The sequence below is a fragment of the Mesorhizobium shangrilense genome (assembly GCF_040537815.1).
GTDB lineage: Bacteria > Pseudomonadota > Alphaproteobacteria > Rhizobiales > Rhizobiaceae > Mesorhizobium > Mesorhizobium shangrilense.
On sequence record NZ_JBEWSZ010000004.1, the window covers coordinates 47,194 to 59,727 of the forward strand.

Genomic DNA, 12,534 nt, shown 5'->3' on the forward strand with positions numbered 1-12,534 from the left:
GGATCGGTCATGGGGAAAAAGCGGAACTCCAAGACGGCCACGGAGCAAAACGGCAGCGAGGAGAAGATCGACATCGAGGCGATCCTGCGCGCCCGAATGGCCGATTTTTCGCCTTCCGAACAAAACCTCGCTGCCCACATGCTCGACAACGTCCATATGCTGCCTTTCGAGACTGGCAGCAGCATCGCCCAGGCGGTCGGCGTGAGCGAGATGACGGTGACGCGCTTCGTCCGCGGTCTCGGCTTTGAAAGCCTCCGCGATCTCAAGAATCGGCTGCGCCATTCGGTCGCCGAGAAGGACAGCGACATTGACGACTACATGGGCCGTTTCCAGGTGCGCAACAGCCGGCAGGAGGCGCTGCAGGAAAGCCTGCGCCTGGATCTCGACGCCATCGTCAAGGCCTATGCGTTAACCGCGACCGACCTTTGGGACGAAGCCGCCGCTGCGCTCGCCAAGTCCCGGACGGTCTATGTCGTTGGGTTCCAGGCATCCAAAGGGCTGGCGATGGATTTTGCCAGCCGCCTGCTTTGGGCGCGTCCGAACGTCATCTTTGTCGACAATACGAGCGGCACGTTTGGCGAGATCATCGCCGCCGACCCGAAACAGAGCTTGGTCGTACTGGTGGACACTGCCTCTTATGCGGCGCGCGGCATAAAACTGGCTGAAAAGCTGAAATCGCTGGAAATGCCACTGATCGTCGTCACCGACAAGTTCAGTCATTGGGCCTTCGCCTACACACGTTTCGTCTTCGAAGGGCATACGCATGTGAAGACGTTCTGGGATTCGACAGCCAGCCTCGGTGTTATCCTGAACCTGATGATCGACACGGTTGCCATACGGCTCGGTCCAAAAGCCAAACGCAATTTCGCCGCCATGAGCGACATGGGAAATCTGTTCGGCGAGTTCGTTGGCGGGAGCTATCTGCGCCGCAAGGACTGAGACCTTCCAGCATGAAAGATCACAGCATGAATGCCGACGCCACTTCCTGGTTTCGCGATCCCACAATGCCCGGAGCACCGATCATCCCGCGCGATGATTGGGACCGCGCGCCATGGAACCGCTGGACCTTCCAGCATGTGCGCGACATGGTGGCGACGACGCAGGTGTGGCGCGGCCAAGGCCAGGCGAGCCCGTTGCCTGTTGCTTTGCAAGAGATTGATGCCATCGGCTTCGAGATCGACGGAAGACGCGAGACAATCGGCGCCTTTCTGCAATCGAGCTATGCCGACGGGTTTCTCGTCCTGCATCGCGGCAAGGTCGTTGCTGAGCGCTACATGAATGGCATGACCGCGCGGACGCCGCATCTGTCGCAATCGGTGGCAAAGTCGATCGTCGGCACCGTCGCCGGTATCCTGATCGAGCGCGGTCTGGTCGATCCGGGGGCGCCCGTTACCCATTATCTGCCGGAGCTCGGCGCAACGGCTTATCGCGGCGCGACGGTGCAGCACGTGCTGGATATGACCAGCGGTGTTGTTTTCGACGAGACCTACACCGCGCTGGATTCGCATATGGCGCAAATGGACGTCGCTTGCGGATGGAAGGAGCGCAAGCACCCGGCTTGGCCGACAAACGTGTGGGAGCTGATCCTGACCTTGAAGCAGAGCGAATGCGCGCACGGCGCAGCGTTCCGCTATCGCTCGATCGAAACCGACGTGCTCTCCTTCATTCTGCAGCGGGTCTCCGGAATGCCGCTTGCGGACCTGGTCAGCCGCGAATTGTGGGCGCCGATGGGTGCGGAGGAGGACGCCTATTTCACTGTCGATCCGGCCGGCTATGCACTGGGTGATGGCGGCTTCAACGCCACCTTGCGCGACTACGCCCGCTTCGCCCTGCTGCATCTCGGCCATGGCCAGATCGATGGCCGGCAGATCGTCCCGGCCGCTTGGATCGGGGAGATCCGTTGTGGAAATCCCGATCTTTTCGGCGACGTCTATCGCGACGTCCTTCCGCAGGGTGCCTATCATAACCAGTTCTGGATAGAGGACACCATGCGCGGAGCCTATATGGCGCGAGGTGTATTCGGACAGCTCATCTATATCGATCCCGCCGCCGAATTCGCTGCTGTGAAGCTGTCAAGCTGGCCGGAATTCCTGGACGCCAAGCGCAGCCGCACTGCATTGGCTGCCGTAAGGGCCATACGAGACAGATTGTCCCGGTAAGATCCGAGTGTGGTTCAAGAGCCGCGGGATGCCGGGCCTATGGAGCAGTCTGCCGACGGCCTCTGGCGGCTCCATGAGTTGATCTTCGCGTTGCCCTTCCAGAGTTCTCTTCAGGATCAGAATCGCCACGGCTGAATAGGCGATTGGCTGCAGAGTCCATCAACCCACTTATGCACCGCGCCTGATAGTGACTGTGTTTATCCAGCCATTGATCGGACGCTTAGTCCAATCTGGACCAGATAGCTGTGTCGTAGGCGCCATCATTTTGTAGCGTAGCTCCCACGGCGGCCAACCGCCGGTCAGGGAGGAAATGATGGAGAGGCGAGCCGTTCTGACGGTCACGGGCCTGCAGAAATCCTTCGGCGGTGTCCAGGCGCTGAATGGCGTCGACTTCGATCTTGAGGCCGGCGAAATTCATGCGCTGTGCGGCGAGAACGGCGCCGGCAAAAGCACGCTGGTACGGATGATCGCCGGGCTGATGAGCCCGGACGAGGGAGAGATCCGCATCGATGGCAATCTGCTCAAGCCGGGCCAGCTGACCAGTGTGAAGCAGGTCTCGGTCGTCTATCAGGAACTGTCGATCATCCCGCATCTGTCCGTTCTGGACAACGTGCTTCTCGGCGATCCCGACGTCGGCCAGCTCTACATCCGGAAGCGCTATGCGGCCCGCGCGCGCCAGACCCTCGACCAGCTCGGCCTCTCCGAAGTTCCGCTCGACGTCGAGGCCGGTCGCCTGGCAATCGCCGAGCAGCAGCTTCTCGAAATCTGTCGCGCCGTGATGCGTGGCGCCCGCATCCTGATCCTGGACGAGCCGACCGCGAGCCTTTCCGACGCCGAGATCCAGCGCGTCTTCAAGACGGTTCGCTGGCTGCGCGAGAGCGGCACCGCCGTCATCTATATCAGCCATCGCCTGCCCGAGATTTTCGCGCTCACCGACCGCACAACCGTGTTTCGCAATGGTCGGCGGGTTCTCACCAAGCCAACAGCCGACTGGACCAGCGAAGAACTCGTCGCCGAGATGATCGGCCGCGAGGTCAAGCCAGCCCATTCGGTGCGTGACCGCACCGATCTCCAGCACGCGCCCAAGGTTCTTGAGCTCAAGGCGCTCTCGGTCGCCGGAAAATACCGTCCGGTGACGCTGGACTTTCGCGCCGGCGAAGTCGTTGGCGTCATAGGCCAGCTTGGATCGGGCGCCAATGCACTGATCGAGACGCTGGCCGGCCTGGAAGCCCGCCATGAAGGAAGCGTGATCCTGAATGGCGCCGCCATTGATGTCACTTCGCTGTCGGCGGCGATATCCTGTGGCATTGCCTATGTCTCGGAGGATCGGGGCGGCAAGAGCCTGTTCCTCGGCGCGCCGATCGAGGTCAACCTGACATCGGCGATACTCGACCGCCTGAACCGCGCCGGCGTGCTTTCCCTCGGCGAGGCCCGCAAGCGGGCGCTCGACCTGGCGCGCCGCTTCCAGATCGATGGAAGGCGGCTGCCATTGGCCGCGTCGACGCTTTCTGGCGGCAACCAGCAGAAGGTCGCCATTGCCAAATCCGTGGCCCTCGAACCGAAGGTGCTGGTGCTCAATGAGCCGACGCGTGGCGTCGATGTGGGGGCGCGGACCGAGATCTACCGCGAACTCCAGGCGCTCGCGCGCCAGGGTCTGGTCGTCCTGTTCTTCTCGACCGACCTCGAGGAAATCCGCGAACTGTCGCAACGCGTGATCACCGTTTTCCGGGGCGAGATCGTCAACGACTTGCCTGTCGAGGAGACCGCCATGGACTCGATCCTGGGCGATGTCGTGCGCGGACCGGGCATGGCGAGGGCGGCATGAGCATCGAAACAAGGACAGGAAGCGGAGGTTCCGGCTTGGCCGCTGTTGAAATGAAATCCGTGGGCGCGGCACTGCTGAGCCCGGAGCGCATCCAGTCCACGGCCGTCTGGATGGGCACGGTCCTCCTGGCGGCCTGGGCTGGCGTGACGGTGCCCGGCTTTGCGTCCAGCGCCAACATTTCCGCGATCATGTATTCGACTTCGGCGGTGGGCATAGCCGCCGTCGGCATGGCGTTCATCACCCTCTCGGGCAATCTCTTCATGCTCTCGATGGGCGCGACGGCGGCCGTATCGACGATCGTGTTCGCATCCTGTCTGCATCTCGGACTCCTCCCGAGCATCGCCGTGGTGGTGTTGGTCGGTGCCTTGTTCGGCCTTGCCCAGGGCATGGCCGTGGGCGTCTTCAAGACCAACCCGATCATCACCACCATCGCGATGGCTTCGATCATCACCGGCGCCGGGTCGTTCTATTCCGGCGGCCTGACCGTTGTCGGACAGGGCGACGCGAGTTGGCTTGCTATTGGCCGCATGGCCGGTATCCCCAACCAGATCGTGCTGTTTCTGCTCGCGGCACTCGTCTTCAGCTTCATCGTCGAGCGGACACGCTTCGGCCGCGAACTGCGCCTGATCGGTCTCAATCCGAAGGCCGCGCATTTCACCGGCCTGCGCGTCGGCCGAGCCCTGGTGATCGCTTATGTGCTAGCGGCCGCGGCCGCCGCCTTTGCCGGCGCGCTCTACGGTTCGCAGGCGGCCCAGGGCAATCTCAAGCTCGGCGCGGGTCTCGATTTCGACGCCATCGCCGCGGTGCTTGTCGGCGGCGTGGCGATCAAGGGCGGTCAGGGACGCATTCTCGACGCCGCCATCGGCGCGGTTTTCCTGGCGATCATCACCAACATCCTGCTGCTCAAGGGCCTGTCGCTGGAAATCCAGCTGATCGTGAAAGGCCTGGTCGTGATCGCCTCCGTCATCCTGGGCGCGCTGGCGCTCGGCGCGAGGAAATGACCATGGCATCGCCACGGAAGTCCCAGCCCATGTCCACGGCCACCTTGCTGCGCATCGCGCTCCTGATCGCGTTGATCATTGTCTTTGCGTCCTGGAATCCGGCCTTCGTCAGCGGCCGCAACATCTATGCGCTGATGCAGTCATTCGCGCTGCTGGGCCTGGTGGCGCTCGGCCTGTCGCTGACCATGATCGCCGGCGAATTCGACCTTAGCGTGGGGTCCATGGTTGCCGTCGGCGGACTGCTGACGCTGGTCACCGGCGAGAGCAATCTCGCCTATGGCATGTGCGTGGCATTCGCCTTCGCGGTGGCAATCGGTGCGGCCAACGCCTTCGTCGTCAGCCGCTTCAACGTGTCCTCGCTGGTCGTCACCGTCGGATCGATGATGGCACTCTCAGGGTTTGCTTTCTGGCTTGCCGGCGGCAAGGTGATCAGCACCGACAATTTCGATCCCGGCTTTGCGCTCGACAATCCGATCCTGACGATCTTCTCCTGGCGCAGCCTGATCACGCTGGCGGCTTTTCTGCTGGCCGGCCTGTTCACGCGCCACACGCTGATGGGCCGCGACATCCGAGTCATCGGCAGCAAGCGCCTGGTGGCGGCGGCGAGCGGCGCGAAGGTCGGCCTGTCCCTCTTTATCGTCTTCATCATCTCCGCTCTTTGCGCTGCAATGGCCGGCAGCCTCCTGTCGATGAGCCTGGCCAGTGCTGCCGCGACCACTGGGAGCAATCTCATGCTGCAAGCCGTGTCGGCGGCAATCGTCGGCGGCGTGGCCCTGTCTGGTGGGTCGGGCTCGCCACTGCATGTGCTGATCGGGTCGCTGATCCTGACGGTGATGAACAACGGATTGAGTTTGATGGGCATGGGCGCAACGGGGATCCTGTTCGCGAACGGGCTCGTGCTGATGGGAATCGTGCTGCTCGACGGACAGTTGGGCGCATGGATGAGCGAACGGTTCGCGGCATCGCGGGCCAGACATTCCGCCTAGAGTCGGATGATTTCAGATCAATCGATCTGAAATCTGAATCCGCCTCTAAATCAAAGAGATAGAGCATGATGTCGTCCGAAAACCGCTTCACACTTTTCAGCATCATGCTCTAGCGGAAGTAACCGACGAAACCCAGTTCTGCCTGCGCCGTGTTGGGCGGCGGGGATGGGCGACGTGCAACCTGAAACGGGAGGAAAGACGACATGAATTTCTCAAAACTGACCAAGCTCGCGCTGGCGACCACCGCGTTCATGGGACTGGCGATGCCCGACATGGCATTCGCCGGCGCCAAGGGATCGAAGGTGATCCTGCTGACGGTGACCGAGGAATGCGAATATTGCGCGCTCCACCAGCGCGCCTTCAAGGAAGTCGCCAGCGCCGCCGGCGTCGATGTCGACGTGAAGATCACCAACTACGATGCCGCCGAACAGGCATCCCAGGTCGACCAGGCGATTGCCCAGAACCCGGCCGCGATCGTGCTCTGGCCGGCGGATGCCAGCGCCATCGTGCCGTCGCTGCGCAAGATCAAGCAGGCCGGCATTCCGCTGGTGATCACCAATTCGAAGCCGGACGACAAATACGCCGACTATTGGAGCGTCTTCACCGGCCCCTCCGATCTTGGCAACGGCCAGTCCGCCGGCGAGGCCATGATCAAGGGTTTCGCCGAAAAGAAGTTCGGCACTGAAGGCAAGATTGTCATCGTCGAGGGCGTTCCCGGAACGCCGCCGCAGATCGCGCGCTCGAAAGGCCTGGAGGACGTGCTTGGCGAGAAGGCCAAGGGCATCGTCGTCGCCGGCAAGCAGAACGGCAACTGGGACCAGACGAAGGCCACCGACGCCGCTGCCGCGCTCTTCACCCAGGTAGGCCCGGACGTGAAGGGCGTCTACGCCCAGGCCGACAACATGATGTCGGGCGTGATCGTGGCCGCCAAGCGCGCGGGCATCGATCCGGCCAGCCTCGTCCTCGTCGGGTCCAACTGCTCGATCGAAGGCGTCAACCAGATCAAGGACGGCACGCAATACGCGACCGTGCTGCAGTCGCCGATCGACGACGGCAAATACGCGGCCAACGCGGTGGTCGACCTCCTCGACGGCAAGAAAGTCGAGAAGGAGATCTACCTGCCGCACGAGATCATCACCAAGGCCAACGTCTCCGACTGCGACGCCGCCATCGGGCGCTGATTTCGATTTGAGGTGCGGCGGTCGTCCCGCCGCGCCTCCCAGGACTTGACCTACAACAAAGGAGTACCCCATGGCCGAGGAGCCACTGTTTACCAATGTTCTGCCTGAACTCGTCGTGGTTTCGGGCACGGCTTCCGGTCTGGGCACCAAGATCGCCCAACTCTTGGTCGCAAGCGGTGTGCGCACCATCGGCGTCGATCTGGCGCCGGCGCCCGCCGAACTGTCCAACGAGCTCTACACGCATGTCCAGGGTGACGTCTCCCTCGAGGAGACCTGGAACGGGATCGCCAGTTCCGTGGCCGCCACCGATCCAGGGACACTGGGGCTGGTCACCTCGGCGGCCATGCTGAACGTCGGTACGTTGCTGGAGTTCGACAAGGCGGCCATGGAAAAGACCATGTCCGTCAACTTCATCGGCACCGCGCTTGCCTTCCGCGCGCTGCTGCCGCTGATGATCGAGCGCGGCGGCGGTCCAATCGTCGCGGTGGCCAGCATCGACGCGACATTCGCCGAGCAACAGCTCGCTGTCTACGCGGCCTCCAAGGGCGCCGTGCGCCAGCTGACGCGGACCGTGGCCATGGACCACGCCCGCCAGGGCGTTCGCGCCAATGTGCTGAGCCCCGGGCCGATGCTGGCGGGTCTTTTCGAGCGGCATATGAAGTCGGCTAACGATCCAGACCGCTTCCTAGCCACGCGTGCCAATCGCCAGCCTTTCGGCAGGATCCTTGACCCCGGCGAAGTCGCTCGCGCGGCCCTGTTCCTGCTGTCGGACGCGTCCACCGCGCTCAACGGCGCCGAAATCATCGCGGATGGCGGCCTGACGACCAGCTTCGACTTCCGGACCGGTTCCGAAGGCGCGTCGGTCTGAGGAGGCGAGCCATGAGCAAGACCATCGAACTCGTTGCGGCGTACTGGACGATCGCGGGCGACGTCTATCCCTTTGCGCCGAACGAGATCAGCCCGTTTCCCTTTGCCCGGCGTGTCGAGGCGGCGGCAGAAGCCGGCTACAAGGGCGTCGGCCTCATCCATGCCGACCTCCAGGCCACGCGCGAGCAGATCGGCCTCAAGGAAATGCGGCGCATTCTCGATGCCAATGGCATGCCCCATGTCGAGCTCGAATTCATCACGCACTGGTTCTCCAGCGGCGAACTGAAGGTCGCCTCCGACAAGGTGCGCCGGGAGCTGTTCGAAGCGGCGGAGGCGCTTGGTGCGCGCGACGTCAAGATCGCGCCGGAATTCGACGCCAGGAGCATCGACCTGCCACATGTGACAGAAAGCTTTGCCGAGATCTGCCAGGACGCGACACGCTACGGAACCAGCATCGCCCTGGAGGTGATGCCCTTTTCCAATGTCAGCACCCTGGAAACCGCCCGCGCCCTCGTCGAGGGCGCGGCACAGCCGAACGGTGGCCTGCTGCTGGACATCTGGCATATCGGTCGCGGCGGCATCCCCTACGAGGCGGTGGCCAAGGTCCCCGGGCAGTATGTCGTGTCCGTCGAACTCGACGATGCCGATGCCGAGGTCGTCGGCACGCTCTGGGAAGACACGATCTATCAGCGGCGGCTCTGCGGTGAAGGCGTGCTCGATCCGCCGGCCTTTATCGACGCCGTCCAGAAGACGGGCTTCGACAGCTTCTACTCGGTCGAAGTGATCTCCAAAAAGCACCGTGTCCTGCCGCTCGAGGAAGCGGCGCGGCAATCGTTTGAAACCACGATGGCGCAGTTCGCCAAGAAGTAAGGGAGGATAGGATGGAAACCAATCTCAAGGGCAGGACGGTGCTGATCACCGGCGCCGCCAAGGGCATCGGCCGCGAAACCGCTGTTGCCTTCGGGCGCGAGGGATGCCGCCTGGCGCTGCTCGACATCGATGCCGCTGGCCTTGGTGAAACGGCGGACGCCGTTGCGGATGCCGGTGGACAGGCGGCGGCGTTCAAGGCCGATCTCTCCTCCGCCGCCGATATCGAGGACAAGGTCGGCGCGGCGATCGCCCATCTTGGTGGCGCGCTCGATGTGCTGGTCAACAATGTCGGCTCGGGCGCGGTGCGCACTTTCGACCAGCTGAGCGATGCAGAGTGGGACAAGACCTTCTCGCTCAACTTCATGAGCTATGTACGCACCACGCGCATCGTGCTGCCGGTGATGCGCAAGCAGGGCAAGGGTGCGATCATAAACAACGCTTCCGATCTTGCCCGGCAACCGGAAGGCGTGCCGATCGACTACTCGGCTTCCAAGGCGGCGGTGCTGGCGCTGACCAAGGGACTGGCCCGCAGCGAAGGCGCCAACAACATCCGTATCAACGCCGTGGCGCCAGGTCCGATCTGGACGCCGTTCTGGACGCAGCCAGGCGGATTTGCCGAGACCATGGGCAAGTTCCACAACATGGAACCGCAGAAAGCGGTCGAACACGAGATGTCCCTGCGCCAGCTTCCGCTCGGCCGTCTCGGCAGACCCGAGGAAGTCGCCAATGTCATCGTCTTCCTGGCTTCCGACCTGGCGTCCTTCGTCACGTCCTCGGTCTGGGGCGTCGACGGCGGCTCGATCCGTGCCATCGCCTAGGTTTTCCGTCTGGAATTGCGCCGGAACAAAGAGAGCGGGCGGTTCAGCGTTTGCGTGAAACGCTGAACCGCCGGCCTCAGACGCCGATTGCCCTGTCGATGATCCGGTCGAGGCGGTTCTGCGCATCCTTCAGCGCCGCCCGGTCGGACTTTTTACCGGATAGTGCGTCATGGATCTCCTCGCCGATGATGCGCTCCATGTCGGTATAGAAGGGAACCGGCGGCCGCTGCCAGTTCCTGAGCAGATTGCGGTTGCCGAGATTGCCGACGAAGCGCACCAGTTGCGAACGCCCGGTCGCTTCGGGGTCAGCGCTCACCGAAAAGCGCGGCGCGACCGGAAAGCCGTTCTTCACATGCTCCTTCATCGCTTCGCGTGACGCCATCCAGGCGAGAGCCTCCGTTGCCAGCGGCAGTCTTTTCGGATCGATGTTGGAGGGGATGCAGAGCAGGAACCCGCCGATCGGCGACGTGTTGGTACCGCCCGGCCCAGAGGGTTGCGGCACATAGGAGACCCGGCGCTTGACGGCTGAGCGCACCTCCGCATCGAACTGGGCGGCGCGCATGGTCCAGACATAGCCCATGGCGCTCTGGCCCTTCAGGAAGACCGCGCAGGAATCGTCCCAATGGGCATCGAGCGCGCCGGGCTGGGCGATCTCGAGAAGCCGATGCATGTAGTCGAGGACAATGAGCGCTGCCTCGCTGTCGATCCGGGGCCGCATGTGCTGGCGGTCGAGATTTTCCGTCGAAAAGCCAGTCGGCGTGCGCCGGATGGAGAGAACCGTCTGGCCGCAGCAGCCGAGGAAGAACATGAAGCTGGAAGCAAGCGGCATGCGCGCCGCGTTCCACGCGATGCCGTAGCGATCCGCGGGCGGATTGTGGAATGCGCGCCCGGCTGAGATCACCTCATCGAAGGTTCGCGGAAGGGTGAGGCCGGCACCCTCGAACAGGTCGCTGCGGCAAGCGAGAACCTCGATGGTGCAGTAGATCGGCACACCGTATTCCACCCGCTGCCAGGTCGTTGTCGACCAGATCGACGGATGAAAATCCATCGCATTGATGCCGGATTCGCGGATCATCTCGCCGATCGGCATGACCAGGCCCTTGCCCGCGAACTCGCCCAGCCAGGGCATGTCTATGGCAATGATGTCATAGGCCGACACCGCACGCTGGCCATTGGCCAGCCCCTCGCGATAGAGGTCGTTCTGGTGGACGAGCTTGAAGCTCCTGGCGCTGGCGAGGTTGTTGCGGAAGTCGGACCACATGTTGCGCATGGCCGCGAAATAATTGTCGTCATTGAGCAGGAACTGGAGTTCGACACCCTCGGTGATCCGGCTCTTCAGCAGATTGATCGGGGGAATGACCGGGTTGCCGCGCCGGGGCGCACCAAAATAATAGTTGGTTTCGTGCTCTTCCGTGCCGCGCCCGCCCAAGATCTCCGCGATCAGCGCCTTGGTCTCCGCCGCATAGTTGACCGCGAGCATTGTCAGCTCCTCGGTGGGATGCAGCGTGAAACTCCTGGGCTTGTCTGGCGCAGGCCGGCGCTCGACAAGCCCCTTGCTGATCATGTCCTGGATGCGCCGGATCGCCGTGCCGTGGCTCAGGCCTGAGACAAGCGCGAGCTTGCTCATCGTCACCGGATAGCCTTCGAGTTCCGAACGCATGATGTAATGGATCATGCGCCACGAGGCCTCGTCCTCGACATCGGCGACGCCGAGGAACGGCGTCCTCAGCCGATCGACGAAATCGTAGACGCGCAGGAACTCGTGGTCGTTCATGAGGCCTCCTCACTCCATTGAGCCACGGCAAACTAGCGCGAAAGCGGAACGGATACCGCAGTTTCGTCCAAAATGGACTGAATTGCAGCAATTGTGTGAGGGCTGTTTCGTTTCAGGCGACGTCGGCCGGTTTGCGGGCAAGCACGAAATCCCAGTTCACCGCCCAATATGGCGACGTGAAATCAAGCTCCGCCGCACTGGCGGGGTCCGTGATCTCCTTGAAATCCGCGACCAGCGAATCCTTGACGCCAAAGACCGCGTCTTCAGCGAGGTACTGGCAATCGGGCGTGAATATATGAGTGATGACCGGGTCATAGCCCGGCGCGCTCACAACGAAATGGATGTGCGCTGCCCGGTTGGGATGGCGTCCCAGAGCGGCAAGCATCTTGCCCACGGGCCCATCGTCTGGAATCGGGTAGTAGCGTGGCTTGACGGCCCGATACCAGTATTCGCCATTCTCGTTGGTGGTGAACACGCCGCGCAGGTTCCAGTCAGGCTGCAATCCCTTCTGCTGAACGTCATAGAAACCGTCGTTATTGGTCTGCCAGACGTCGATCAGCGCTCCGGCAACCGGCCTGCCCTCGGTATCCAGCACCCGCCCGCGCACCACCAGCGGCTCGCCCTTGCCGTCCAGGCAGATGTTCGTGCCGTGCGCGTAGCGTGGCGCCTCCGGCACGTAGAACGGTCCCAGGATGGTGTTCTCCGTCGCACCATTCGGCCGCCGGTGATTGATGGCATCGACCAGCATCGATACGCCGAGCGTGTCCGACAAAAGGATGAATTCCTGCCTCCACTCCGAGCACATCCGGCCGACCTCAGTCAGGAAGGTGATGCCCTGCAGCCATTCCTCATGCGTGGGCTCGATTTCCTTGATGGCCGCGTGCAGATGCTTGACGAGGACGGTCATGACTTCACGCAGGCGCGGATCGACGTCAGGTCCCATGCGCGCGTTGACGACCTCGACCGAGGTTTCTTCCTCGAAATATGGATATTTCGGTGGTTGCGCGCCTTGCGCTTCTGCTTTGCCCAAGATGATCCTCCTCAAGATTTCGC

11 protein-coding genes are annotated in these 12,534 nt (G+C 62.8%); 9 read left to right on the forward strand and 2 right to left on the reverse strand.

Annotation, left to right across the window (positions count from 1 at the left end; translation table 11 throughout):
- Positions 1–9: 9 nt before the first annotated feature.
- The 9 genes from ABVQ20_RS31075 to ABVQ20_RS31115 all read left to right on the forward strand — a co-directional run bounded on the left by ABVQ20_RS31075 (position 10) and on the right by ABVQ20_RS31115 (position 9,707).
- Positions 10–939, forward strand: coding sequence for a MurR/RpiR family transcriptional regulator (locus ABVQ20_RS31075; protein WP_354463519.1), 930 nt, complete (start codon positions 10–12; stop codon positions 937–939).
- A gap of 11 nt (positions 940–950) precedes the next feature.
- The gene (locus ABVQ20_RS31080; RefSeq protein WP_354463520.1) at positions 951–2,159 is read left to right on the forward strand and encodes a serine hydrolase domain-containing protein; all 1,209 of its coding nucleotides are present in this window, start codon (positions 951–953) and stop codon (positions 2,157–2,159) included.
- Positions 2,160–2,472: 313 nt separating this feature from the next.
- Positions 2,473–3,984 carry a sugar ABC transporter ATP-binding protein gene (locus ABVQ20_RS31085; RefSeq protein WP_354463521.1) on the forward strand — a complete coding sequence of 504 codons (1,512 nt, stop codon included), beginning with the start codon at positions 2,473–2,475 and terminating at the stop codon, positions 3,982–3,984.
- A 35-nt stretch (positions 3,985–4,019) separates the two neighbouring features.
- Positions 4,020–4,985, forward strand: a complete 966-nt coding sequence (locus ABVQ20_RS31090; protein WP_354463522.1) for an ABC transporter permease — start codon at positions 4,020–4,022, stop codon at positions 4,983–4,985.
- Positions 4,986–5,014: 29 nt separating this feature from the next.
- The gene (locus tag ABVQ20_RS31095) at positions 5,015–5,971 is read left to right on the forward strand and encodes an ABC transporter permease (RefSeq protein WP_354463523.1); all 957 of its coding nucleotides are present in this window, start codon (positions 5,015–5,017) and stop codon (positions 5,969–5,971) included.
- A gap of 203 nt (positions 5,972–6,174) precedes the next feature.
- A complete protein-coding gene (locus tag ABVQ20_RS31100) occupies positions 6,175–7,152 on the forward strand; it encodes a sugar ABC transporter substrate-binding protein (RefSeq protein WP_354463524.1) in 978 nt (325 codons plus the stop codon).
- A gap of 70 nt (positions 7,153–7,222) precedes the next feature.
- Entirely contained in the window at positions 7,223–8,020 is a 798-nt protein-coding gene (locus tag ABVQ20_RS31105; protein WP_354463525.1) for an SDR family NAD(P)-dependent oxidoreductase, read from the forward strand.
- An 11-nt stretch (positions 8,021–8,031) separates the two neighbouring features.
- On the forward strand, positions 8,032–8,889 hold the full coding sequence (locus ABVQ20_RS31110; protein WP_354463526.1) for a sugar phosphate isomerase/epimerase family protein: 858 nt from the start codon (positions 8,032–8,034) through the stop codon (positions 8,887–8,889).
- Between the two features lie 11 nt (positions 8,890–8,900).
- Complete coding sequence (locus ABVQ20_RS31115) at positions 8,901–9,707, forward strand: SDR family NAD(P)-dependent oxidoreductase (protein WP_354463527.1); 807 nt, start codon at positions 8,901–8,903, stop codon at positions 9,705–9,707.
- A 76-nt stretch (positions 9,708–9,783) separates the two neighbouring features.
- Here ABVQ20_RS31115 and ABVQ20_RS31120 read toward each other — a convergent pair whose 3' ends face one another.
- Both ABVQ20_RS31120 and ABVQ20_RS31125 read right to left on the reverse strand, forming a co-directional pair.
- The gene (locus ABVQ20_RS31120) at positions 9,784–11,481 is read right to left on the reverse strand and encodes an extracellular solute-binding protein (RefSeq protein WP_354463528.1); all 1,698 of its coding nucleotides are present in this window, start codon (positions 11,479–11,481) and stop codon (positions 9,784–9,786) included.
- Positions 11,482–11,593: 112 nt separating this feature from the next.
- A complete protein-coding gene (locus ABVQ20_RS31125; RefSeq protein ID WP_354463529.1) occupies positions 11,594–12,511 on the reverse strand; it encodes an intradiol ring-cleavage dioxygenase in 918 nt (305 codons plus the stop codon).
- Positions 12,512–12,534 lie beyond the last annotated feature (23 nt).

Excerpts from the sequence above, each read along its gene's own strand:
- ABVQ20_RS31105 (WP_354463525.1), top strand. The coding sequence starts at position 7,223 with ATGGCCGAGGAGCCACTGTTTACCAATGTTCTGCCTGAACTCGTCGTG.
- ABVQ20_RS31080 (WP_354463520.1), top strand. The coding sequence starts at position 951 with ATGAAAGATCACAGCATGAATGCCGACGCCACTTCCTGGTTTCGCGAT.
- ABVQ20_RS31085 (WP_354463521.1), top strand. The coding sequence starts at position 2,473 with ATGGAGAGGCGAGCCGTTCTGACGGTCACGGGCCTGCAGAAATCCTTC.
- ABVQ20_RS31110 (WP_354463526.1), top strand. The coding sequence starts at position 8,032 with ATGAGCAAGACCATCGAACTCGTTGCGGCGTACTGGACGATCGCGGGC.
- ABVQ20_RS31115 (WP_354463527.1), top strand. The coding sequence starts at position 8,901 with ATGGAAACCAATCTCAAGGGCAGGACGGTGCTGATCACCGGCGCCGCC.
- ABVQ20_RS31100 (WP_354463524.1), top strand. The coding sequence starts at position 6,175 with ATGAATTTCTCAAAACTGACCAAGCTCGCGCTGGCGACCACCGCGTTC.
- ABVQ20_RS31075 (WP_354463519.1), top strand. The coding sequence starts at position 10 with ATGGGGAAAAAGCGGAACTCCAAGACGGCCACGGAGCAAAACGGCAGC.
- ABVQ20_RS31095 (WP_354463523.1), top strand. The coding sequence starts at position 5,015 with ATGTCCACGGCCACCTTGCTGCGCATCGCGCTCCTGATCGCGTTGATC.
- ABVQ20_RS31120 (WP_354463528.1), bottom strand. The coding sequence starts at position 11,481 with ATGAACGACCACGAGTTCCTGCGCGTCTACGATTTCGTCGATCGGCTG.